Below are 23661 nucleotides of genomic sequence, written 5' to 3'. Positions count from 1 at the left end.
AAGTAACGGACGCGCCAACCGGACCGAGGCGCCGCTGCCGCGGATCGCGGCGGGAGAGCCGCGGGAGGCCGCCTGGCGCTTCCCCGAGGCGGCCGGAACACAGCGGTGCCCCGGCTCCGCTCACGGGAGCCGGGGGCACCGCTCCGTCAGTTCACCGTCTGGAGAGTGGTCCCGGAGGACGGCGCGAAGCTGACGTCGCCGTTGTAGTTGCCGATGACCAAGTGGGTCCCCCTCGACAGGGGATTGAATGACACGCTGGCCGTGCCGTTGACGAGAGGCACGGTCTGGGGGCTGCGCCCCGTGATGGCGAGGGTGACGGTTCCGGTGGGCGTGCCCGTTGCGGGGGCGACGGGAACCACGGTCGCGGTGACCGTGACCCGGTCACCCGTCGTGGCGGGGTTGGGCGTGGAGATCACGGTGGTGGAGGTGGTGGCCCGGGTGACGGTCTGGGTGTCGGTGCCGGTGGAGCCGTTGAAGCTGGCGTCCCCGCCGTAGGTGGCCGTGAGGGTGAACGGGCTCCCGGTGGTGGTCGAGTAGGGGTGGGTGACGGTGGCGACTCCGCCGGAGAGGGGCGCGGTGGCGGTGCTGGTGCCGTCACCGAAACTGAAGGTGACCGTGCCGGTCGGCGTACCGGCCGCGGCGGAGACCGTCGCCCGGACGGTCACCGTCCCGCCGGACACCGAGGGGTCGGGAGTGGAGGTCACCGTGGTGGTGGACGCGTTCTTGGTGAGCGTCTGGGTGTCATTGCCGGTGGAGGCCGTGAAGTTGGCGTCTCCGTTGTAAGTGGCCGTGATGGGGAAGGGGCTGCCGGACCTGGTGGCGTAGGTGTGAGTGACGGTCGCGGTGCCGCCGGAGAGGGACGCGGTGCCGGCGCTGGTGCCGTCACCGAAACTGAAGGTGACCGTACCCGTAGGCGTACCGGCCCCCGGCGCCACCGCCGACACCGTCGCGGTAAGCGTCACCGCCTGCCCCGCCACCGACGGATCCGGCGAAGAAACCACCGCCGTCGTCGTCGCCGCCCTCCCCACCGTCTGCGAGCCACTGCCGCTCGATGACGTGAAGTTGGTGTCCCCGTTGTAGGTCGCCGTGACGTTGTACGGGCTGCCGGCGGCCCCCGTGAACGTATGCGTCACGGTCGCGGTGCCGCCGGAGAGAGTCGCGGTGCCGGCGCTGGTGCCATCGCCGAAACTGAAGGTGACCGTACCCGTAGGCGTACCGGCCCCCGGCGCCACCGCCGACACCGTCGCGGTAAGCGTCACCGCCTGCCCCGCCACCGACGGATCCGGCGAAGAAACCACCGCCGTCGTCGTCGCCGCCCTCCCCACCGTCTGAGAGTCACCGGCACTTGACGAGGTGAAGCCGGCGTCCCCGTTGTAGGTCGCCGTGAGGGGGAAGGGGCTGCCGCTCGTGGTGGTGTAGGTGTGCGCGACGGTCGCGATGCCGTCGGAGAGGGTGGTGGTGGTCGAGGGGGTGCCGTCGCCGAAACTGAAGGCGACCGTACCGGTGGGGGCGGCGGCCCCGGGGACCGCGGAGGCGACGGAGGCCGTGAGGGTGGTGGACTGTCCGACGACCGTGGGATCGGGCGAGGACACCACCGCCGTGGTGGTGGCCGCCTTGCCAACGGTCTGCGTGTCACTCCCGCTCGACGAGGAGAAGTTCGCATCCCCGTCATACATCGCGGTAATCGCGAACGGACTGCCCGCCGTACTCCCATACGCATGCGTCACCACCGCCAGCCCATCACTGACCGGCGCCGTCAACGTCGGACTGCCATCACCGAAATGGAACGTGACCGTACCCGACGGCGCCCCCGCCCCCGGCGCAACCGAAGCCACCGAAGCCGTCACCGTGGTCAACTGACCCACCACAGTCGGATCAGGAGACGACACCACCGCCGTGGTGGTGGCCGCCTTGCCAACGGTCTGCGTGTCACTCCCGCTCGACGAGGAGAAGTTCGCATCCCCGTCATACATCGCGGTAATCGCGAACGGACTGCCCGCCGTACTCCCATACGCATGCGTCACCACCGCCAGCCCATCACTGACCGGCGCCGTCAACGTCGGACTGCCATCACCGAAATGGAACGTGACCGTACCCGACGGCGCCCCCGCCCCCGGCGCAACCGAGGCCACCGAAGCCGTCACCGTGGTCAACTGACCCACCACAGTCGGATCAGGAGACGACACCACCGCCGTCGTCGTCGCGGACCTGCCCACCGTCTGGGTATCGCTCCCGCTCGACGAGGAGAAGCTGTCGTTCCCCTGGTAGAGCGCGGTCACCGTGTACGGGCCGCCCGCGGCCGTATAGGTGTGGGTGATCCGGGCGACGCCGTCGGAGAGCGAGGTCAGGGTGGGCGGAGTGCCGTCCCCGGAGTCGAAGGTGACCGCGCCGGTCGGCACCCCGGCTCCCGGCGCGACCGGTGCGACGGTCGCGGTAAGGGTCACCGGCTGGCCGACCACGGACAGGTCCGGCGCGGTGACCACCGTGGTCAGTGTCGACGCCGGATCGACCGTCTGACTGTCCGTGCCGGACGAGGAGCTGAAGTTGGCGTCCCCGCTGTAGCGCGCGGTCACGGTGTACGGACTGCCGGTCGCGGTGGTGTAGGCATGGGTGACACCGGCGACCCCGCCGGAGAGCGAGGCCGTGACGGCCGCCGTTCCGTCGCCGAAGGTGAAGGTGACCGTTCCGGTCGGCACCCCGGCGCCGGGCGGGGTCGGGGACACGGTCGCGGTGAAGGTCACCGGCCGGCCCGTCACCGAGGGGTCCGGGGAGGAGCTCACGGTCGTCAACGTGGTGGCGGCGCTGACTGCCACCGTGTGGACGTCGGTGGTGGTGACGGGCGCGAAGTCGTCGTCGCCGTGGTAGGTGGCGGTGACCGTGTAGGGGCTGCCGGTCGAATTCGCGTAGCCGTGCGTCACGGTTGCCGCATCGGAGCTGACCGGTGCGGTGACGGGCGCCGTGCCGTCGCCGAAATCGAAGGTGACGGTCCCGGTGGGGGTGCCCGCGCCCGGGGGAACCACGGACACCAGGGCGGTGAAGGTGACCTCCTGTCCGGCCACCGACGGATCCGGGGAGGAGAACAGGGACAGGGCGGCGGAGGCCTGGCCGACGATCTGGCTGTCGGTGCCGGTGGAGGGGCCGAAGTCGATGTCCCCGCTGTATTCGGCCGTGACGGTGTACGGGCTGCCGGAGGTACTGGTCCAGGTGTGGTGCACGGTGGCCACGCCCGCGGTGACCGTGGCGGTGACGGAGGGGGTGCCGTCGCCGAAGTCGAAGGTGACCGTGCCGGTCGGGGTTCCGGCCCCCGGCGCGTCCGCGGAGACCGTCGCGGTGATGTCCACCGGCCGGCCCGTCACCGAGGGATCGGGCGAGGAAGCCACGGCGGTGGTGGTCGCGGCCTGGGCGACGGTCTGCACGCCGGTTGCCGTGGAGGGGCTGAAGTCGGCGTCGCCGCTGTAGCCGGCCGTGAGGGCGTAGGGGCTGCCGGAGGTGCTCGCCCAGGCGTGGGTGACGGTGGCGGTGCCGTCCGTCACGGGTGCGGTGACGGACGGCGTGCCGTCACCGAAGTCGAAGGTGACCGTACCGGTGGGCGTACCGGCCCCCGGCGCGGCCGCGGAGACCGTCGCGGTGATGTCCACCGACTGGCCCACCACTGCGGGATCCGGCGACGAGCTGACCACCGTCGCCGACAACGACGGCTGCACGATGTGGGTTTCGGTCCCCACGGAGGCGGTGAACCGGTCGTCGCCGTTGTAGGTGGCGCGGACCGTGTAGGAGCTGCCCGTGGCGCTCGTGTACGTGTGCGCGGCGCTCGCCACGCCACCCGCTGCGGCGACGGTGACCGGTGTGGTGCCATCACCGAAGTCGAAGGTGACCATCCCCGTGGGCGCCGCGCCCCCCATGCTGTCGGACAGCACCCTCGCGAGGAACGTCACCGGCTGGCCGGTGACCGAGGGCTCCGGCAGTCCGCTGACGGTGGTCGTGGTCGCGGCCGGGCCGACGGTCTGCGTGCCGGTACCGGTGGAGGGGCTGAAGTCGGCGTCCCCGCTGTAGTTGACCGTGACGGTGTAGGGGCTGCCGGACGTATCGTCCCAGGCGTGGGTGAGGGTGGCGGTGCCGTCCGTCAGGGGTGCGGTGGTGGGTGTGGTGCCGTCACCGAAGTCGAAGGTGACGGTGCCGGTCGGGGTGCCGGCTCCCGGTGCGACGGCGGAGACCGTCGCGGTGAGGTCCACCGGCCGGCCGGTCACCGAGGGCACCGGCACTGCGCTGACGGTGGTCGTGGTCGCGGCCGGGGCAATGGTCTGCGTACCGGTACCGGTGGACGGGGTGAAGTCGGCGTCCCCGCTGTAGTCGGCCGTGACGGTGTACGGGCTGCCGGAGGTACCGGCCCAGGTGTGTGTCGTCGTGGCAACCCCGGAGGTGACCGGCACCGTGCTGGGTGACGTACCGTCACCGAAGTCGAAGGTGACCGTGCCGGTCGGGGTCCCGCCCCCGGGCGCGGCGGCCGAGAGGGTCGCGGTGACGGTCACCGGCTGGCCGGTCACCGCCGGTTCTGGCAGCGAGGTGACCACTGTCATGGACGCGCCCCGGCCGACGGACTGGGTGGTGGCGCCGCTGGAAGCGGTGAAATCGGTGTCCCCGCCGTAGGTGGCGGTGACGGTGTACGGGCTGCCGGCCGGGCTGGGGTAGGCGTGTACGGCCGTCGCCACCCCGGCGACCACCGGCTGTACGGACGCGTCCGTGCCGTCACCGAAGTCGAAGATCACTGTTCCGGTCGGCGCGCCCGCGCCCGGTTCCACCGGAGTGATGGTCGCGGTGAAGGTGACCGGCCGGCCGACGACGGACGGGGCCGGTGCGGAGGTCACCGTGGTGGTCGTCGCGTCCGGCAGGACCGTCTGGGTGTCCGTGGCCACCGAGCCGGTGAAGTCGCTGCTGCTGTTGTAGGTGGCGGTGATCGTGTACGGGCTGCTGAGGCTGCTGGTGTAGGTGTGCATGAGCGTGACGGCTCCGCCGACCAGGGCGGCCGTGGCGGGCGGGGTGGCGTCACCGAAGTCGACAGTGACCGTACCGGTCGGCGTGCCGGCACCCGGCGGGACCGGGGCGACCGTCGCGGTGAGGGTCACCGGCTGCCCCACGACCGCGGGTTCCGGACCGGCGCTCACCTCCATGGTGGTCGCGGCCGGGTACAGCGACTGGGAACCGGTCCCGTGGCAGCGCTGAAGTCCGCATCCCCGCTGTAGGTGGCCGAGACCGTGTACGGGCTGCCGGCCGTGGTGGTGTACGCATGAGTGACCGTCACCGTGCCGCCCACGGCGGTGGCGGTGACGGTCGGGGTGCCGTCGCCGAAGTCGAAGGTCACCGTCCCGGTCGGCGTGCCCACCGCCGGGGCGTCCGCCGTGAGTTTCGCGGTGAGGGTCACCGGCTGGCCGACCGCGGAGGGGTCCTCCGACGAGAAGACGGCGACGGACACCGTCCCCGGGTTCACGGTCTGGGTGTCGCTGTCCGTGGACGGGGTGAAGCTCGCCGCACCGCTGTAGGTGGCGGTGACCTGATACGGGCTGCCGGAGGTGTGGGGGTAGGCGTGTACGGCGGTCGCCGTGCCGTCGGTGAGGGGTGCCCGGACGGTCGGGGTGCCGTCACCGAAGTCGAAGGTCACCGTCCCGGTCGGGGTGCCGGCGCCCGCGTCCGTCGAGGTGACGGTCGCGGTGAAGGTGACGTCCTGGCCGGTCACGGACGGGTCGGGGGCGGACACCACGGTCGTCGACGTGGTGGCCTGGACGACGGTCTGGGTGTCGAAGCCGGCCGAGCCCGCGAAATTCCCGTCACCGCCGTAGACCGCGGTGATCGTGCTGGGATCGGCGGCCGCGGTGAAGGTGTGGGTGGCCGTCGCCGTATCGCCGGTGAGCGGGACCGTCACGGTCGGGGCGCCGTCGCCGAAGTCGAAGGTCACCGTGCCGGTCGGGGTGCCCGAGGCGGGCGGCACGGCCGCGACGGTCGCGGTGACGGTCACCGCCTGGCCGACGACGGACGGGTCCGGCGTGGAGTTCACCGTCGTCGAGGTGCCCGAGACACTGGTCTCGACGCCCTGGGCGATCGTCCCGGTGGAGGTGGCGAAGTCGGCGTCCCCGCTGTAGGTCGCGGTGACGGTGTAGGGACTGCCGGCGGTGCTGGTGTAGGTGTGCGACACCATGGCCACGCCGTGGGAGACCGTCGCGGTGGCGGGCGTGGTGCCGTCACCGAAGTCGAAGGTGACCGTGCCGGTCGGTGCACCGGCGCCCGGCGGCACCGGAATCACCCGCGCGATCAGCGACACGCTCTCGCCGACCGCCGAGGGAACCCGCGAGGAGGTCACCGTGGTGACGGTCTCGGCCGGGTCGACGGCATGGACGATGGTGTCCTCGGACGCGGCGTAGTTGGCATCCCCGAGGTAGACCGCGGTGATCGTGTACGGGCTGCCGGACACGCTGGTGTACGGGTGGGTGACGGTCACCGTGCCGTCCACCAACTGGGCGGTGAGGACCGGGGTCCCGTCGCCGAAGTCGAAAGTGACCGGCCCGGTCGGGGTGCCCGAGGCGGGCGCGGTGGGCGTCACGGTGACGGTCACCGACTCCCCCGTCACGGACGGGTCGGGTTCGGCGGTGACCGTGGTGGTGGTCGAGGCCTGCTCGACGCTGTGCGTATTGATCCCGACGGAATCGGTGAAGTTGGTGTCCCCGCTGTAGGTGACGGTGACCGTGAACGGGTTGAGGGGCGCGGTGGTGTAGGCGTGGGTGAGGGCGGCAGTGCCGTCCGTGAGGGGTGCGGTGACGGGTGCGCTGCCGTCGCCGAAGTCGAAGGTGACCGTCCCGGTCGGAGTGCCCGCGGCCGGCGGGGCGGCCGCGACGGTCGCGGTGAAAGTGACCGGCTGGCCGGTGACCGACGGCTCCGGCGAGGTCGTCACCGTCGTCGTGGGCACCGCTTTGGCGACCGCCTGACTGTCCGCCCCCGCGGAGGGGTTGAAGTTGTCGTCACCGCTGTAGGTCGCGGCGACCGTGTACGGGCTCTGCGCCACCTCCGGATTGGCGTGGGTGACCGTCGCCGTGCCGCCCTCGACGGGTGCCGTGACGGGCGGGCTGCCGTCGCCGAACTCGAAGGTCACGGTTCCCGTGGGCGCGCCGGCCGCCGGGGCCTCGGGGGAGATCTGCGCGACGAAGGTCGTCAACTGCCCCACCGTGGACGGGTCGGGGACGGAGGCCACAGCGGTGGTGGTGTCGGCCGGCTGGACGGTCTGGGTGTCGGTGCCGAGGGAGGTGGTGAAGTCCGCGTCACCGTTGTAGGTGGCGGTGACCGGGTACGGCAGGTCGGCCGCGTCGGCGTAGGCGTGGGTGATCTCGGCGGTGCCGGCGGTGAGGAACGCGGTGCCGGGCGGGGTGCCGTCGCCGAAGTCGAAGGTGACCGTCCCGGTCGGAGTGCCGGCGCCGGGCGCGAGCGCGGTGACCGTCGCACTGAACGTCACCAACTCCCCGACCGTCGACGGGTCCGGCGCGGACACCACGGCGAGGGCGGTGCCGGCCGGCTGGACGCTCTGGGTGTCGGTCCCGACCGACGTCGTGAAATCCGCGTCCCCGTCGTAGGTGGCGGTGACCGTATAGGGGTTGGCCGCCGCGGCGGTGTAGACGTGGCCGGTGGTGGCGGTGCCGGCCGTGAGCGGTGTGCTGACCGGCGTGCTGCCGTCACCGAAGTCGAAGGTGACCGTCCCGGTCGGAGTGCCGGCGCCGGGCGCGAACGCGGTGACCGTCGCACTGAACGTCACCGGCTCCCCCACCGTCGACGGATCCGGCGCCGAGACCACCGCCGTGGAGGACGCGCTCGCTCCCACCGACTGGGTACCGGTCCCCGTGGAGGGTTCGAGGTTCCCGTCGCCCTGGTAGGTCGCGGTGACCGGGTAGGGGCTGCCCGCCGTACCGGCGAAGGCATGGCTGGTCGCGGCGGTGCCGGCGGTGAGCGGTACGTCGACCGTCGGGGTGCCGTCGCCGAAGTCGAAGGTGACCGTGCCGGTCGGGACGGCGGCTCCGGGCGGGACGGCGGTGACCGTGGCGGATACGGTCACCGGCTGCCCGGCCACGGACGGGTCGGGCGTCAGGTCCACCGCGGTGGTCGTGGCCGCCTGCTGCACGGTCTGGCTGTCCGTGCCCGTGGAGGACGTGAAGTTGTTGTCGCCGCTGTAGGTGGCGGTGACCGGGTAGGGCAGTTCGGCGGCGTCCGTGTAGGAGTGGAGCGCGGTCGCGGAGCCGCCGTCCATCGGCACGGTGACGGGTGCGGTGCCGTCACCGAAGTCGAAGGTCACCGTGCCCGTCGGCGCCCCGGCTCCCGGGGGCGTGGGAGCGACCCGTGCGACGAAGGTGACCGGCTGGCCCGCCAGGGAGGGGTCGGGCCCGGACGTCACCGTGGTGGTGGTCGACGCCGCCTCGACGGCCTGGGTGTCCGTCCCGGTGACGGGCAGGAAGGAGAGGTCGCCGCTGTAGTTGACGGTGACGGCGTAGGGGGTGACAGACGGAAAGGTGTAGGCGTGCTCAACCGTGGCCGTGCCGCCCGTCAGGGGCGCCGTCACCTGCGCCGTGCCGTCACCGAAGTCGAAGGTGACGGTGCCGGACGGTGTCCCCGTCGTGGACGGGACGCCCTCCACTTCAGCAGTGAAGGCCACCGCCTGACCGACGAGGGAGGGATCCGGCGTGGAGGTGACGGTCATCGCCGACGGCGCCTTGTAGTCGAAGGCGCCGGGGAAGGTGACCCTGCCCCCGGGCGTGGTGACGACGATGTCGGCGGGTCCGGGAACGCCCTCGGGTGTCACCAGGACGAGCACGTTGTCGGAGTACGCACGGAAGGACCGTACGGGGGTGCCGCCGATGGTGACCCCGGTGACGCGGGCGAGGCCGCTGCCGGTCAGCACGACGGTGGTGCTGCCCGCGATCGGCCCGGTGTCCGGGGAGACACCGGTGACATGCGCCACCGCCGCGTAGGTGTAGAGCAGTCGATTGCTCACCCCGCCGAGGGTGGTGACGTACACCGGGACGGTGCCGGGGCCCGCGGCCGGAGGAACGGTGACAACGACCTGCCGGTCGGAGAGCGCCGTGGGGAAGGCGACGGCGCCGCCGAAATGGACCAGGAGCGCGGTGCGCAGGCCGGCACCGGTGAGGACGACAGTGTTGCCCCCGCCGATCGGCCCCGAGGCGGGGACGATGGCCCCCAGGCCGGGCCAGGTGAGGTAGAAGAAGTAGCCGACCCGGGCGGATCCGCCGGGGATGGTGACGGTGACGGGGACCGCTCCCTGCCCCGAGGGAGTCACCGCGACGATGGTCTCGTCGTCGAGGACGGTGAAACTCGCCGCCGGGCGCAATCCGAAGGTCACGGCCGTGGCGTGGGCGAAGTTGCGCCCGATGATGGTCACCAGGGTGCCGCCGCCGGTGGAGCCCTGGTCGGGGAAGACACCGGAGAACTGGTTGCGCGCTGCCATCAGGCCGGGGTCGGCCGCGGCAGCGAAGCGCCCCCAACTCGCCCCGTGGACCGATGTGTTGTGCAGCGCGGAGAGGGCGCCCAGAAGGGTGGCGCTGTCCCTCGGCGCCGCCGGATCGGTGCCGTCGGCCACGGTACAGACGACCGGGCCGCCGGCATCGCACCGCGCCATGTGTGGGGCCGGCGCGCTGAGGGTGGGGACGACCCGGTGGGACAGCGGGTCGATGACCGCGAGGTAGTTCCCGTCGCGGTCGGTGACCAGGGCGAGCCCGCAGGGGCGTTCCGGAGTCAGCATGACGGTGTCACCGCCAATGTCTCCGTGTCCCCGGCGTCCGGGTCAACGGTGCTTTGTTCATAGGGCAGTTGGCGGGAGGGAACATACCGGCCCGGTGGGGCCACCCAGGGGAGGGCGATGACGCGGGCGGGGCACACAGCGCGGGCAGCAGGCATGACGGCTCCAGGCCAACTTGCGGGCTCGCCGCACCATGAGACGCCCGCGTACGCGCGCCGACATGGCCGGTCCTGCACATCCCCAACGGAGGAGCGCTCGAACGGCACCGTCGTCACACCGGTGCTCCGAAACAGGCAGGGCGCCTTCCACTCCCCCGGAAAGGATGGGCGGCCCACCGGAATCGGACGGATTCAGTAACCCATCCCGGTGAGGCGCAGACAACACAGCGGGACCGAGCTCACCCGATCGGGCGAGCGGAACCCGGTCACCGGTGCACCGCGGTGAGCCGTCCCCGGCATGTCCCCCCGGTACGCGGTGCCCGGCCCGCCCCTGGCCCCTCTCGCGGCTCAGCCCGTGAAGGCGCGCACGAACTCGTTCGTCTTCTTCCCCAGGCTCGAACAGGTCGCCACCGCCTTGAGGTTGGCGCCTCCCGGGCAGGGCTTGTCGCGGGTGACCGACCACATCGACAGCCGGCCGAGCCCCTTCTCGTCGGCGAACTTCTTGAGCTCGGCCGCGTCGTCGGGCCGGAAGACCTCGCCCTTGACGTCGTTCACACCGATCATCGGGGTGACCCCGACGCTCTTCCACGCCGTGGCCTCGTCCCGGATGCCCAGCGCCCCCTTGATCTGCTTCTGGGTGGCGGTGGCGGCAGCGGTGGCGTAGGTGCCCATGTCGCCGTCGTAGTACGTGCCGTAGTCCATGGCCATGATGTTCACGGTGGAGATCCGGGCACCGTTCTTCTTGGCGCTCTTCAGCACCGCGACGGCGTGCCGGTTGAGGCCGGAGGGGAGCACCGGGAGGGTGACGGAGACGTCCAGTTTCGTGTTTTGCTGAAGCCGGGCGATGGCCTGCGCGCGCAGGTCGTTGGCCTTGGTGTCGGTCAGCGCCGGGCCCTCGATATCGAAGTCGGCCTTGGTCAGGTGGTAGGCGTCGATGACCTTGCGGTACGCGTTCACCAGCTTGTCCACCGAGCCGCAGACCCTGGCCAGTTCATTGCCGCTCTGTCCGCCGAAGGAGATCCGTACATCGCCGCCCTGTGCACGCAGTGCGTCCGCCTGGCGTGCCACGGGGTTGGCGGCGAGCGCCTGCCTGCCGCCCCACTTGGGCACACAGCCGCCGCCCGGCGAGACGAACGCCAGGTTGTACTCCTTCACACCGGTCTCCTCGGCTCCCTTGACCAGGTCGAAGGAGGGCTTGAGCGAGGTGTCCACATATGGCGAGAACCCGCCGGTCTTCGGCGTGGGGGCGGCGCTGCTCGGCGGCGGGGAGTGTGGGGAAGGTGTTACCGGGTCCGGGCGCTTGGGCTTCGCCGGTTCCTCGGACGAGCAGCCGGCCAGCAGGGAGGCCGCCGTCACGGCCGTCACCGCCGCGAGGGCGGTCGGCTTCCGCTTGCGGCTCCGCCGGGAAGCGTGCGCGTCTGCGGGGTGCGTCATCATCGGGCTGCCTCCAACGGTGGGGGGTGGGCAGTGCTGCTCGGACCTGGAGTACGGGGGCGGGACAGGCGGAAGACTCCGTCTGCCACGGCCTGGATCCGGGGATTTCGGGCGGTGTGTGCGGGAGGGAAGGACCCGGCGCAGCAGCCCACACAGCACGCGCGACATCAGCACGTCAGCAGGTAAGGTCGGCCCGTTTGTCATGGCCGCCATCGTGCCATCCGGTGCCGACATCCCGGAGAGTGGGTGCGGGCCCGGCAGCCTCCCGTATGGGGCAGCTCACATCACCCGCGGGAACTCGTCTTCGTCGACCCCTACACCGGGAACGTCAGAGGGGCTCTGGACACGTACGGCTCCACGGGTGCGCTGCCCCTGCGCACCTGGCTCGACGCCCTCCACCGCGACCTGCACCTCGGCGAGACCGGCCGGCTCTACAGCGAACTGGCCGCCAGCTGGCTGTGGGTGGTCGCCGGGGGCGGAGTGGCGCTGTGGATCGGCCGTAAGCGCCGGAACCGCAAGCTGCGGACGCTCGCACTGCCGGACCGCACCGCCACCGGCCGCCGCCGGACCCTGTCCTGGCACGGTGCGGTCGGCCTGTGGGCCGCGGCCGGCCTGATCTTCCTGATCCTCTGGGGCTACCAGCCGTCGCCGCGTGCCCGTCACCACTGCGGACTGACGGCCCTGGCCGCACGGCAACCGTCGGGTGACCTCCGACGGCCTGGCGGGGGAACTGGTGGCGGCCTCGGCGTCACCGTGCCGTAACGGGCCGTAAGGCCAGGTCACGCGTCTCGCATCTCCGCCAGCCGGAACGGGCCCGCCGCGCCGGGGCCGAACATCACCGGCAGGTTTCGGCCCAGCGGTACGACGACGAGCGGCTCGTCACCGTACTCCTTGAGGAATTTCTCCAGGGGCTCCCAGATCAGGCTCCGGTACCCGGACTCGGTCCGCTGATGCTCAAAGGAGAGGGTCAGCGCGGAGTCCATCACGGTGACGCTCACCGAGTCGACCTCCAGCCACTCTCCACCGATCCAGGCCTCAAGCCGTACGTATGACATGCCGCAAGGGTGCCCCGCGCCACACCCGCCTCGCAAACCGCACCACGCCCCCGGCAACAAACGCCACCCAGCCGCCACCGTGCCGCGTCGTCACCCGACTCGCCGTGCATCCTCGCAGGTCGGCCGCGGGCACCCGGCCCGGGGCCGACCTGCTCCGGGCCGGATCAGCTGCTACCACCCGAGGGACGCGTGGGTCACGCCCGGCGCTCGTCCCCGGCGCACCAGGGTTCGGCGAGTTCGCCCAGGACGCGGGCCGCCGGTGCCGGGTCGATCAGCCACTTCAGGTGGCTGCCCTCCAGGGTGTGGACGTCGTACGGATTGTCCGGCGTCAGCGCGTCGCCCTCGCGGATCAGCCGGTCCTGTAGGGCGAGCGGCAGGCTCGTGTCATCGGCCAGACGCACGAAGGTCTTCGGGATACGGCCCCAGCTCGCGGCCTGTGCCCGGTCGGCGGAGGTGCCGGTGTCCAGGTTCTCGTCGGGCTGGAAGGTGTTCAGGAAGGTCAGGAACTCCTCGTCGGTGCCGTCGGCGAGGAGGGCCGCCTTGAGTGCCGCGAGGGCGGCCGGGTCCGCGGTGCGGAAGTTGACGCGCAGCAGGCCGAGTTCGGCCGGGTTCCCGGCCAGCGCCATCGCCATGGAAGCGGCGTCGACCGTGGCCATCTCCGGCTCGGCGTAGTAGTCGTTGACGTCGAGATCGACCGGGCACCAGGAAGAGACATAGACGAGGCGGTCGATCAGGTCCGGCCGGGCGTTGGCCGCTGCGGTCGCCGTGATGCCGCCGCGGCTGTGGGAGACGAGGATCACCGGCCCGTTGCCCTTGGCCCGTTCCAGTATCCCGATCAGGTGCGCGACGTTGTCGGCGAGCGTCACGCCCTTGATCGAGCCGGGCGTGGTGGCGAGCCCTTCGGGATCCTGCGGCGCCTGATAGGCACGCGAGTAGGTTGCCCCGAATCCGTGGCCGGGCAGGTCGACGGCGACCGAACGGTGTCCGAGGAGGCCCAGTTCGGCCTGGAGCGGCGCGAAGGAGAAGGAGTTCGCGAAGGCTCCATGGACCAGTACGAAGGTCGGTTGCATCTTGTTCTCACTCACTTTCTTGCCGCCGAGGCGTCCACCCGCACACATCGCGCCCTTCCCGGCGCCACAGGCCACCTCGCGGCCGGGGAATGGGCCGTCGTCCTGCGCACCGCCCGCGCCGCAGAGACGTTTCGTGCGTGGCAGGCGCCACGCGGCCAAGCGCGGAGTTTCGAGCGCAGTGCGCGGACGGTTGCCCGGTATCCGAGGGTTCACCCTACTCAACGGAAGATCATCCGCACTACCCGTAGGAGGCCCTGTCAGCGAGGTCGGTCGTCATGACGGCGCTGGCGAGGTCGGTCCCCCGACGCTTGCCGCTGATCAGCAGCGCGGCCGCGAGCGGGGCGAGGAGCGCCGGCGAGGACCCGTACAAGTTGAGCCACCCGGGAGTCCCGTCGTAGCCCTGAAGACCGTGGCGGAGAAGGTCGGTGACCTGCGCGACGGCGCCTACCGGGAGCGGACCGGCCGCGATGGCGCACACCGCTGTCATTCCCACAGCGAGGTGCGGTACATCCAGGCAGTCAGGTCACCGATCGCCTCAGCCGTCGGTCCGTACCGTCAGGCAGCTGCGAAGACCGGAGAACCGGAACGGGTGCCCGGCCGCTGCCGGTTGCGCGTGCGGGTCCCGTTGCGCAGGCGGGTTCGGACGTTGTGCCGCGAGGCGTCGGTGCGCAGCACGCCGCGTACGCCCGGTGCATACGCTGCCGCGCTCCAACAGCTGGTGGTCCGGCGAGAAATGCCCTGAGGAAGGCCGTGGGCCCGGACCATACTGGTGCTTCGTCAGGCCGCCCGGCGCCCCTTCGCGGGCCGACCCTCCCACGCCACCCACCAGCCGTGGCTCTCCCGCCCCGACGCGATCCTCCTCAGCCGGTCCACAGCGGCGTGACGTTCCCACCCTCACCACGAAAAGGACCTTTGCCATGCGTCGTCTTCACTCGCTCGCCATCGCCGCAGCCGCCCTGGCCACCGCCTTCGCCGGCGCACCGCTCGCCCACGCGACCGCCGCCGCACCTACCGGCCTGGCCGCCTTCAGCTGCTCCTCCGGGTACTTCTGCATCTACAGCGACTGGAACGGTGGCGGAACCCGCTGCCAGTGGTCGCAAGCCAGCAAGGCGAACACGGCCGACGACTGTTCCTTCATCCAGCGGGGACAGAATGTGCGCTCCGTATGGAACAACACCGGACACCGTGTGCAGTACTACACGCAGACCAACTACCACGCACGCGTCGGCTCCACGCCCTCCCACGCCGGCGGCAACTTGCAGGGCAACTACCAAATCCGTTCCTTCAAGCCGCAGTAGGCCAGAAGGAGGAGCAACCGGCACCGGCCGCGGGGTGGCCCCAACGCGTGTGCTACGAGCCCCTGTTGCACGGGAGCGTACTGAGCAGGGGGCCGGGACGCCGACCGGAGGCCCCCGCTCCCCCGCCCCCGGCCCGTCGGGGGCGGCAGGTCACGACGGCTCGTCGTGTTCCCAGCGCCCGGCGGTGTGCTCGTGGGCGATGCGGGCCCATTCCGCCGTGCCACCGGGCAGGGGCCAGGCCCAGGTGGGACGGCGTCCGGTGCGCGCCGCGTCGAGTCGCCGGGTGAGTGCCGGCCCGGCGAACTCGGCGCCGTCGGGGATGCCGGGACCGTGCAGAACGCGCAGCTCGGCGAAGCGCGTCAGTTCTGCCTCGTACGCCACTACAGCGCGGCGGGTTTCGGCGACAGGTCTCCCTCCGAGCCGGTTGACAGGTCTCCCTCCGCGCCGGTTGGAGGTCCGCTCCCCGCCGCCCAGTGTGCCCCGTGTCCGAGCAGTTCGGCGTGCCGAGCTGTTCCTGGGCCTGCACCAAGCCCGTCGCCGGAGGGTCCGGACCGGGCGGGGCCGACGTAACATACCGGCAATTGTCCGCACGTCCGTTTGGTCGCCGATATGTCCGCCAAGGTTGCCGGCCCCGCCGCCGCGCCCGCTCCCCTGCCGGACCGGGCGCCGCCCGCTCCGGGCTCACTGTTCTGGCTTCCTGCGCTTCCCCGGTGGTGGCGGCCGTGGGGCGCGATCGCCCTGGACGTGCTGATAGCCGTGGCCTGTGCGCCGTTCGACGCACGCTTCCGCACGGCCTTCCCCGAGGGGGACATACGGAGCCTGCTGCCCCAGGGCTGGGCGATGTGGTGCACGGTCGTGGCCGCTCTGCTGCTGGTGCTGCGGCGCCGCTTCCCCGTGGCGGTCGCCGCGGTCATCACCGGCGGCCTCCTCCTGGGCACCGGCTCCGTCCTGGCCACCATCGTGGCGTACTACTCGCTGGCCCGGCACACCCCGCGGCTGCGAACGGTGTTCATCGCCGCGCCGACGGGCTTGTTGCTCATTCTGGGCATGGCCGCGTTGCATCTGCGGCGGTACGCCCCGCTTCACGGGACGGTCTTCGCCGAGACGACGGTGCTCATCGTGTTCGCCGGTCTGATCGCGGTGGTGCTGCCCGTCCTCGCCGGCCTCTACCCGCGCACTCCGCGGCAGCCTTGGTGGTGGGAGCACCGGAGCGCGATGCTGTTCGACATCCTGCTCGTGCTGCTCTTCCCGCTGGCGAACCCGATCGCGCTGGTCAGCGGCCTGAACGGCGCGCAGCGGGATCCCCTGCTGCTGCCGGCTCCGGTGGTCGTCATGGTCGTGATGGTGCAGGGGGTGGCGCTGCTCTGGCGGCGGCGGTATCCGGACGCGCTCGCCGCTGTCTCGGTGCTCCTCATCCCGCTCGTCCTGCCGTCCTTCAGCATCCTCCCCGTCAGTCTCTACGCGCTGGCGAAGTACGGGGCGTCGCGGCGCAATCTCCTCCTCGGCTCCGGCGCGGCGGCCGCGATCCTCGTCGTGTGGACCATGGTCACCACGGGCTTCAATGCCGAGGCGTTCGTGCCCTACTCGATCTTCCTCGTGGTGCCCTCCGTGGTGGTGCCGGTGCTGTTCGGTATGTACCGGGGGGCCAAGCGGAGCCTGATGGTGACCCTCCAGGACCGGGCGGACCGGCTGGAGCGAGAGCAGCATCTCCTGGCATCGCAGGCCCGGATGGAAGAGCGCACCCGCATCGCCCGGGAAATGCACGATGTGGTCTCCCACCGGGTGAGCCTGATGGTGGTCCACGCCGGGGCGCTGGAGGCGGGGGCCGGCGGCACCGGGGTGGCCTCCGACACCGGCAAGCTGATCGGGGACATGGGCCGGCAGGCACTGAACGAGCTGCGGCAGGTGCTCGGGGTGCTGCGCCTGGACGACGGGGACCAACAGGTTCCGCTCTCCCCGCAGCCGACGCCGGACGACATCGCGACCCTCGTGGAGGAGTCACGGGCCGCCGGGATGCAGATCGCCTTCGACGTCATCGGCGAACCGCCGGCTGTGGACTCCACGGTCCAGCCCACCCTGTATCGGGTGATCCAGGAAGGGCTGACCAATGCCCACAAGCATGCGGGCAAGGTAGCGGCGCGGGTGGAGGTGCGGTACGGGAAGGACGCGGTGCGGGTGATCGTGGAGAACGAGGCCCCGGACGGCCCGGTACTCACCCTGCTCCCGAGCGGAGGCCACGGCCTGGTGGGCCTGGGCGAGCGGGTCACCGTCCTCGGCGGCACCTTCGAGGCCGGCCCACTGGAATCCGGCGGCTTCCGGATCACCGCCACGGTTCCCCTCCGGTGAGCACCGTTCCCTGACGCTTCGCTGGGGCCCTGCCGCCCGCCCTGGGCGCCGGGGCGCGGGCCCCTGGGCACCCACACCCTTCCGCCGAGCACCCTTCCGCGACGTTCCCCCGTACAAGGCGGGCGCGTGCGCGGAAGGCCCGTCCCACCCCTCCAGCACGTGAGCCACGCATCCGCAGGAGAGCAGTGGCCCGCATCCGCTTGACCCAAGCCCCGCCGCCCCCACCGGTGAATTCGGTCGATATCGGGCAAGCTTTCAGTATGGGTACTCAATATCCGGAACCGGATCCACACCACGCACCAGGCCTCGGGCCCGGTGACGGGGTGCCGCCCGAGGAAACACCACAGGGCGAGGGCAGCACAGGGGCCGAAACCGGTCCCCGCGACAAGCAGACCCGCGGCTGGGCCAAAGGTCCGGCCATTGCCCTGGGCATCCTCGTCGTGCTCTGTGCGGCATTCTTCATCGCTTACGCCGTGACCGTGGCGCTGTAACTCTCGGTGAGCCGCAGCACCGGCGCCCCGCCCGCTCGGGCGGGCGCACGAGCCGGTCCGCTCAGCGCACCCTCAGACGCGATCTTCAGGCGTCGCCGACGACCACGTCCTGGTCAGGTACTGCGAGCGTTACAGCAGACCGGCGATGCTCGGCGGGGCGAATACGTGCCGGGCGCGGTGCTCCAGGACGAGCACGGCCGGCATCTGCCGACTCTCGTCGGACGTGCACCTCTCGCAGGACGGGTCGATGGCGGGGACGTCCGAAGCATGGTGGGTGGCGATGTGCCGGGCGAGCCGGATCTGGGTGGACACCACCGTGTCGAGGGGGTCGTAATCCACCCCGGGCTCCCCCTCCTCCCGTGCGGCGTTCACCACCTCGGGGGCGTGTTTCATCGCCTTGTACAGCTCAGTGCACTCTTGGCAGCTCCACATCCAGGAGGGAGGCAGCGGCCACTCATCGGCACCAGGCACGTCGCTGGAATCCATGCCCGTCACCGTAGCGAGCTGCCGCCGCCGCAGGCAGCAGATCAGCCGAATCCCCCCTCCTGAGCAGCATCCTTCGCTGCACGCTCATTTCCCGAACAACACACCTATGCCGACGCCGCCCCTGCCATGAGCGCCGGAACGTCGGCGAACGCGGCGTCGGCGTCGGCGTCGGCGAGGGAGCGCGCGGCGGAGGAAGAAGCACTGGTGGGAGAGGTGGCCAACCAGTAGGGGGCCCAGGCCACCTCAGCCCCGCCACCTCACCCCCGCCACCTCACCCCCGCCGCCGGCTCAACCGCCAGTACTGCCGCCGCTTTTCGTCCCGCACGACAACCCCCAGTCCGGCCAGCTCCTCGCGCAGCTCCCGGAGTTCCTCGGTGGAACTCTTCTTTTCGAGGAGCCGTGCACGGGCCTTGAGCAGCGCGTCGGCTCCTTGCGGCAGGCCTGGCGCGTCCGGCACCCAGCGTCGGAAGTCGACCTTGTAGGGATCCTCGTCCACCCAGGCATAGCCGTGTGCCCTGAAGGCGTCGGCGACACGCCGGCCGTCCAGATCGCAGGCCTCCCGGGCGAGTTCCCCCTCGCCGTCGCCGAGCAGGACGAGTTGTTTGCCGTCCAGGAACGCCTGGACGATGCGGTCGCGCGCGAACTCCTGCTCCTTGCCCTGCCGGGTAAGGGTGATCCGCTCGGCTGATACGACGGCGGAGAGCTCCTCGTACTGGGCGATGAAGCCCACGATCAGCCCCAGGAGCGTTCCGGCGGAGAGCAGGCCGACAGTGAGCCAGGGCTCCGGTACCGAGGCCAGGAGTTTGGCCGGCCCTTGCATCGGCGCCCAGGGCAACCCCACCAGCCACTCCGCCAGGACCTTGACCAGCCAGCCGGCTCCGGCTCCCAGCAGCGCGAGGGCGACGTACACAAGCGCCACCATCCAGGCCGGTTGAGCCAGCACCGTGGTCTTGTCCGTCCGGTGGCGGTGGGCGAGCAGGTCATCCATGGGCGGTGTCCCCCTTCAGGCAGTCTGCGTCGCCACGGCCGACGGAAGCCGGCGCGGTGCGGTGCAGGAGTGGACGCCCATCATAAACCGAGTGCGCGGTCTATTATTGGCGCAACGGCGAAGGAGCCGTCCGTCAGAGGAAGCGGCCAGTCATAGGGTGATGCCATGAGGACGATCGATCCGGCGAAACATGCAGCGCGGCGTCAGCACATCGTGAACGCGGCGTGCGACCTGTTCGCCACGCAGGGTTTCGAGCGCACCACGACGGCGCAGATCTGCAAGGCCGCCGGGATGAGTTCGGGGAATGTATTCCACTACTTCCCCAACAAGCGCGCGATCTTCATCGCCCTCCTCCAGGACGACAAGAGCGAGAAGACGGAGCGGCTGGCCGCGGCGACGGCCGGCGCCGACCCATGGGCCGCCCTCCTGGACGTCGTACGGTTCCTGGCCGCACCCGCCGCGGAACCTCTGGCACCGCCCCTGGTGATGGAGGCCATGCTTCAGGCCCACCGCGACCCCGAGCTCGCGGAACTGCTGAGCCAGGACAACACCGACGAGCACACCGTGATCACGGAGCTGCTCACCAAGGCCGCCGCGGCCGGTCAGATCGACCCCGACCTCGATCCGGGCCACGCCGCCTCGTGGGTCATGGCCCTCATCGCCTCGATGTACACCAGCGCGGCCACCGAGCCGTCCTTCGACCCGGCCGGGCAACTGCCCACTCTGCTCCTCATCTTGGAGCGGTTCCTGCGCGGCGCGTCACAAGAGCGCCGGACCGGAGGGGCACCTCCACGGGAAGCCAACGCGTCGGCGGCAGCACGGTGAGGTGACTTCCCGCGTGCAGACGCCGCCCACCGAAGCCGCGACCACCACCAACCGCCCCTCGAAGAACACCTCTTGACCTCACACCACGCCGGTTCCACCCGCCCCACCCATCACCGAAGGACGACCCACCCGTGAAAAAGAGTGCGATAGCCGGCGGCTGCCTTCTCGGCCTCTTCGTGATCGCCTGCGCCTACCAGGGCGGCGCCGACACCAGCGACCCGCTGAGTCTCGCCGAATACAAGAAGATCAAGGCCGGCAGCAGCGAGAAGGCCCTGTTCACCTACACCAATACGTGCAAGCAGAACAGCGAGTCCGAGCGCGCCGAGGACTACCCGACCACCTGGACGTGCTACGGCGCCGACGGCAGCAGCGCGGTGTTCTTCTATTCCAAGGGCGTGATGTTCAGCAAGTCGCAGACCGGGCTGGTGTGAGGACGGTGCGCCGCCCGTCCGGCCGCCCCTCCCCCACCGTGCGCAACAGCCTTTCCCACTAACGGAGTTGGGGCAGCCGCGCGTCATGGGACAGCGTCATAAGCCTGCCTTTAGGAAATACAAAGCACCGTTATGAGGGTAAATCACGTCGTAAATCGGGCTTCAGGCGATGTCGCGCGAGAGGTCCGGGTGCCCCGGGACGCGCCTCCGCGAGATTACTACGCAAGGTAGTGGCACCGAAACGGCTGGTAATCGCGCAGGTATTCGGGGTTGCGTCGTCAGTGCAGCGAGCATTTCCGGCCGCGCGCCGGCGGACAACCGGTTGCGAGCGGTGCGCTTCGACCAGACGATTCAGACTCCCGCGTGCCGGTCGGCCGAGTGCCGGCCGAACGGCATGCCCGTAGGCGAGGAGGTCCTGATGAACGACCAGACGAGTCTCAGCCCGGATGCGGCACGGCAACTCGCGACCACGACCAAGACCAGCCCGCAGATGCGCGGTATCACCCCGCGCTATCTTCTGCGGGCCCTGCCATGGGTGGATGTGGAAGCCGGTGTCTTCCGCGTCAACCGCCGCCGGACCTACGTCCTCGGTGACGATCGCATCAGCATCCACCACGACGGCGGTTCGCCCCGCGTCATCCCGGGCGACCTGCGGGAGTTGCCGTATCTGCGGGATGCCGACGACGCCCTGCTCTCCGAACTCGCGGGCTCCTTCACGGAAGTCAGCTTCGAGGCCGGACAGATGCTGGCGCAGGACGGCGATGCGCACGACAAGCTGTGGGTGATCGCCCAGGGCCGTGCCGAGAAGCGGGTGAGCGGCCGCTACGGCGAGGACGCCGTGCTCGAAGTGATCGGCGACGGCCAGTTCTTCGACCTCGACGCCTGGACCCGTTCCGAGCCGCTGCCCTATCGCGTCCGGGCGCTCACCCCCGGTGTCGCGCTGTGTGTCGAGCGCAGCGTGCTGGACGGGCTGTGTGAACGGAACACGGCCGTGCGCGGAGCGATGGATGCCTACCTCTCGGCGGACGGCATGCCGCCGGGTGCCGAGGTACCGGTCGATCTCAGTTCCGGGCACATCGGCGAGCCCGACCTTCCCGCGACCTTCGTCGACTACGAAGACACGCCCCGCGAGTACCACATGAGCCTCGCCCAGACCGTGTTGCGCGTGCACACCAGGGTTTCCGACCTCTACAACGGCCCCATCGACCAGATCCGAGCCCAGTCGAACCTCACCGCGCACGCGCTGCGTGAGCGGCAGGAGGCCTCGCTGCTCAACCACCCGGAGTTCGGTCTCTTCAACAATGTGGCCCCTGGGCAGCGGGTCCAGGCGCGCACCGGTTCCCCGACCCCCGATGATCTGGACGAGCTGCTGACCCGGGTCTGGAAGCAGCCCGGTTTCTTCCTCGCGCACCCCAGGGCGATCGCCGCGTTCGGCCGGGAGTGTACGCGTCGGGGTGTGCCCCCGGTCATCGACAACCGGTTCGGCAGTCCACTGCTGAGCTGGCGCGGTGTCCCGCTGCTCCCCTCCGACAAGGTGCGGTTCTCCGGTAATGCGGGCATCGGTACCACCGAGATCCTGCTGATGCGGGTGGGCGAGGCCGAGCAGGGCGTGGTGGGTCTGCGTCCCGCGAAGGTCGAGGACGAGGTGGAGCCCGGTCTGTCGATGCGGAACATGGGCGTCGACCAGAAGGGCGTCACGTCATACCTGATGACGGCGTACTTCAATACGGCGGTGCTCGTGGAGGACGCCGTCGCGGTGCTCCAGAACGTCGAGGTCTCCAACTACTATGACTACTCCTGACGTCCTCCGGGGCCTGTGGCCCGGGGCGCCGACTCCGAATCTCCTCGGCGACGGTCTGTTGTCGCCCGATCCAGCCACGGTCCCGGCCTCTGCCCCGGCCACGGTCCCGACCCCGGCCTCTGCCTCCGCCCCGGTCGCGGATCCGGCCGTCCCGGACGCCCACCCCGCACAGTTCACCGGCCTCCCCGGCCAAACGGCAGCTTTCTCACCGGAGTTGGCGCGCCGCGATGTCCCGATCCTGCACCGGACGGTGAACGGGCACCCGCTGGTCTGGCTGGACAACGGGGCCACCACACAGAAGCCACGCCAGGTGATCGAGGCACTGGCCGGCTTCTACGGATCCGCCAACTCCAATATCCACCGCGGTGCGCACACCATGGCCCGCGAGGCCACCGAGGCGTACGAGGCGGGCCGGTCGGCGGTCGCCCAGTTCCTGGGGGCGCCGTCACCGGACGACATCGTCTTCGTACGCGGCACCACCGAGGCCATCAACCTGGTCGCCCAGACCTGGGGGCGGGCCAACCTCGGCCCCGGGGACGACATCCTGGTGCCGGTGCTGGAGCACCATTCCAATATCGTCCCCTGGCAGTTGATCGCCCAGCAGACCCGGGCCCGGGTGGTACCCGTACCCCTGCAACCGGACGGGCAGATCGACCTCACCGCATACGACGATCTGCTCTCCATGCGCACCCAGCTCGTCGCGCTGAGCCAGGCATCGAATGTGCTCGGCACCGTCCCGCCCGTGCGCGAGATGACCGCTCTCGCCCACCGTTACGGGGCCAAGGTCCTGGTGGACGGGGCCCAGGCGGTGGCGCACTTCCCTGTCGATGTGCAGGACCTGGACGCCGACTTCTATGTGTTCTCCGGCCACAAGCTGTACGCCCCCACGGGCATCGGCGCGCTGTACGTGAAGCCCGAGATCATGCGGGACATGGCGCCGTGGCAGGGCGGCGGCAACATGATCGAGTCGGTCGACTTCACCCGTACCACCTATGCCCCCGTCCCTCATCTGCTGGAGGCCGGCACCGGTCACATCTCCGGCGTGGTCGGGCTGCTGGCCGCGCTGAACTGGCTGACCTCCTTCGACCGCGACGCCATCGCCGCCTACGAGACCTCACTGATGGCGTACGCACAACAAGCCCTGGCGACGGTCCCGGGACTTGAGTTGCTGGGCTCAGCGCCCGACCGTATCGCCGTACTGACCTTCACCCTGGCCGGCCACGACCCGTCGGAGATCGCCGCCTGGCTGGACCGGGACGGCATCGCCATCCGGGCCGGACACCACTGCGCCCAGCCGGCCCTGGCCCACTACGGCCTGGCGAGTGCGGCCCGTGCCTCGCTCGCGCTCTACAACACATCCGAGGAGGTGGACAAGCTGGTGGCCTCACTTCAGCAGCTGCAACAGGCCGCCTGACGCTCCATCCGTCCGACCTCGCCGACCGCTCATCGGTCGGCGACGTCGGCACGTGCGCTTCCGTTCCGGGCGGCTTCTGG

General features: G+C 70.7%; 17 protein-coding genes and 1 pseudogene. 8 read left to right on the top strand and 10 right to left on the bottom strand.

Annotation, left to right across the window (positions count from 1 at the left end):
- Window positions 1-146: 146 nt before the first annotated feature.
- The 3 genes from CP981_RS36865 to CP981_RS36855 all read right to left on the bottom strand — a co-directional run bounded on the left by CP981_RS36865 (window position 147) and on the right by CP981_RS36855 (window position 11379).
- On the bottom strand, window positions 147-5162 hold the full coding sequence (locus tag CP981_RS36865; protein WP_167536190.1) for a beta strand repeat-containing protein: 5016 nt from the start codon (window positions 5160-5162) through the stop codon (window positions 147-149).
- Entirely contained in the window at window positions 5159-9787 is a 4629-nt protein-coding gene (locus CP981_RS36860; protein WP_085927191.1) for a beta strand repeat-containing protein, read from the bottom strand. Before CP981_RS36860 ends, CP981_RS36865 begins: the two co-directional genes overlap by 4 nt.
- Window positions 9788-10290: 503 nt before the next feature.
- A complete protein-coding gene (locus CP981_RS36855; RefSeq protein WP_425282198.1) occupies window positions 10291-11379 on the bottom strand; it encodes a chitinase in 1089 nt (362 codons plus the stop codon).
- 297 nt (window positions 11380-11676) lie between these two features.
- On the opposite strand from CP981_RS36855, the pseudogene CP981_RS36850 reads away from it, so the two are divergent.
- Window positions 11677-12012 (top strand): annotated as a pseudogene (locus CP981_RS36850) (PepSY domain-containing protein); the annotation flags it as partial.
- A 143-nt stretch (window positions 12013-12155) separates the two neighbouring features.
- On the opposite strand, the gene CP981_RS36845 reads toward CP981_RS36850, so the two are convergent.
- The 3 genes from CP981_RS36845 to CP981_RS36835 form a co-directional block, all read right to left on the bottom strand.
- Window positions 12156-12431 (bottom strand): hypothetical protein, encoded by a 276-nt coding sequence (locus CP981_RS36845; RefSeq protein WP_085927190.1) that lies wholly within the window; start codon window positions 12429-12431, stop codon window positions 12156-12158.
- Between the two features lie 194 nt (window positions 12432-12625).
- Window positions 12626-13501: an alpha/beta fold hydrolase gene (locus tag CP981_RS36840; RefSeq protein WP_085927200.1), complete on the bottom strand. Its 876-nt coding sequence runs from the start codon at window positions 13499-13501 to the stop codon at window positions 12626-12628.
- A 238-nt stretch (window positions 13502-13739) separates the two neighbouring features.
- Window positions 13740-13988 carry a hypothetical protein gene (locus CP981_RS36835; RefSeq protein WP_143659015.1) on the bottom strand — a complete coding sequence of 83 codons (249 nt, stop codon included), beginning with the start codon at window positions 13986-13988 and terminating at the stop codon, window positions 13740-13742.
- Window positions 13989-14418: 430 nt separating this feature from the next.
- Between CP981_RS36835 and CP981_RS36830 the strand changes: the two genes are divergently transcribed.
- Entirely contained in the window at window positions 14419-14799 is a 381-nt protein-coding gene (locus CP981_RS36830; RefSeq protein WP_085927188.1) for a peptidase inhibitor family I36 protein, read from the top strand.
- 150 nt (window positions 14800-14949) lie between these two features.
- Here the strand turns inward: CP981_RS36830 and CP981_RS36825 are convergent, their stop codons facing one another.
- Complete coding sequence (locus tag CP981_RS36825) at window positions 14950-15180, bottom strand: hypothetical protein (protein ID WP_208853034.1); 231 nt, start codon at window positions 15178-15180, stop codon at window positions 14950-14952.
- 228 nt (window positions 15181-15408) lie between these two features.
- Between CP981_RS36825 and CP981_RS36820 the strand changes: the two genes are divergently transcribed.
- Both CP981_RS36820 and CP981_RS36815 read left to right on the top strand, forming a co-directional pair.
- Entirely contained in the window at window positions 15409-17145 is a 1737-nt protein-coding gene (locus CP981_RS36820) for a sensor histidine kinase (RefSeq protein WP_244329966.1), read from the top strand.
- Between the two features lie 185 nt (window positions 17146-17330).
- Window positions 17331-17636, top strand: a complete 306-nt coding sequence (locus CP981_RS36815) for a DUF6480 family protein (RefSeq protein ID WP_341873702.1) — start codon at window positions 17331-17333, stop codon at window positions 17634-17636.
- Between the two features lie 129 nt (window positions 17637-17765).
- On the opposite strand, the gene CP981_RS36810 is transcribed toward CP981_RS36815, so the two are convergent.
- The 3 genes from CP981_RS36810 to CP981_RS36805 form a co-directional block, all read right to left on the bottom strand.
- On the bottom strand, window positions 17766-18122 hold the full coding sequence (locus CP981_RS36810) for a hypothetical protein (protein ID WP_229894095.1): 357 nt from the start codon (window positions 18120-18122) through the stop codon (window positions 17766-17768).
- Between the two features lie 104 nt (window positions 18123-18226).
- On the bottom strand, window positions 18227-18364 hold the full coding sequence (locus tag CP981_RS38025; protein WP_158092690.1) for a hypothetical protein: 138 nt from the start codon (window positions 18362-18364) through the stop codon (window positions 18227-18229).
- Window positions 18365-18393: 29 nt separating this feature from the next.
- Window positions 18394-19110, bottom strand: a complete 717-nt coding sequence (locus CP981_RS36805) for a YqeB family protein (protein ID WP_085927185.1) — start codon at window positions 19108-19110, stop codon at window positions 18394-18396.
- 165 nt (window positions 19111-19275) lie between these two features.
- On the opposite strand from CP981_RS36805, the gene CP981_RS36800 reads away from it, so the two are divergent.
- The 4 genes from CP981_RS36800 (at window position 19276) to CP981_RS36785 (ending at window position 23581) form a co-directional block, all read left to right on the top strand.
- Window positions 19276-19935, top strand: a complete 660-nt coding sequence (locus CP981_RS36800) for a TetR/AcrR family transcriptional regulator (RefSeq protein ID WP_085927184.1) — start codon at window positions 19276-19278, stop codon at window positions 19933-19935.
- A 131-nt stretch (window positions 19936-20066) separates the two neighbouring features.
- Window positions 20067-20366, top strand: coding sequence for a hypothetical protein (locus CP981_RS36795; RefSeq protein WP_085927183.1), 300 nt, complete (start codon window positions 20067-20069; stop codon window positions 20364-20366).
- 418 nt (window positions 20367-20784) lie between these two features.
- Window positions 20785-22167: a family 2B encapsulin nanocompartment shell protein gene (locus CP981_RS36790; protein WP_085927182.1), complete on the top strand. Its 1383-nt coding sequence runs from the start codon at window positions 20785-20787 to the stop codon at window positions 22165-22167.
- Window positions 22154-23581 carry a cysteine desulfurase gene (locus CP981_RS36785; protein WP_085927181.1) on the top strand — a complete coding sequence of 476 codons (1428 nt, stop codon included), beginning with the start codon at window positions 22154-22156 and terminating at the stop codon, window positions 23579-23581. The genes CP981_RS36790 and CP981_RS36785 overlap by 14 nt, the downstream gene beginning before the upstream one ends.
- Window positions 23582-23661 lie beyond the last annotated feature (80 nt).

This window comes from Streptomyces platensis, assembly GCF_008704855.1.
In the GTDB taxonomy this organism is placed as follows: Bacteria; Actinomycetota; Actinomycetes; order Streptomycetales; family Streptomycetaceae; genus Streptomyces; species Streptomyces platensis.
The sequence above is the reverse complement of the archived record's forward strand: the minus strand, read 5'-3'. Positions and strand labels throughout refer to the sequence as shown.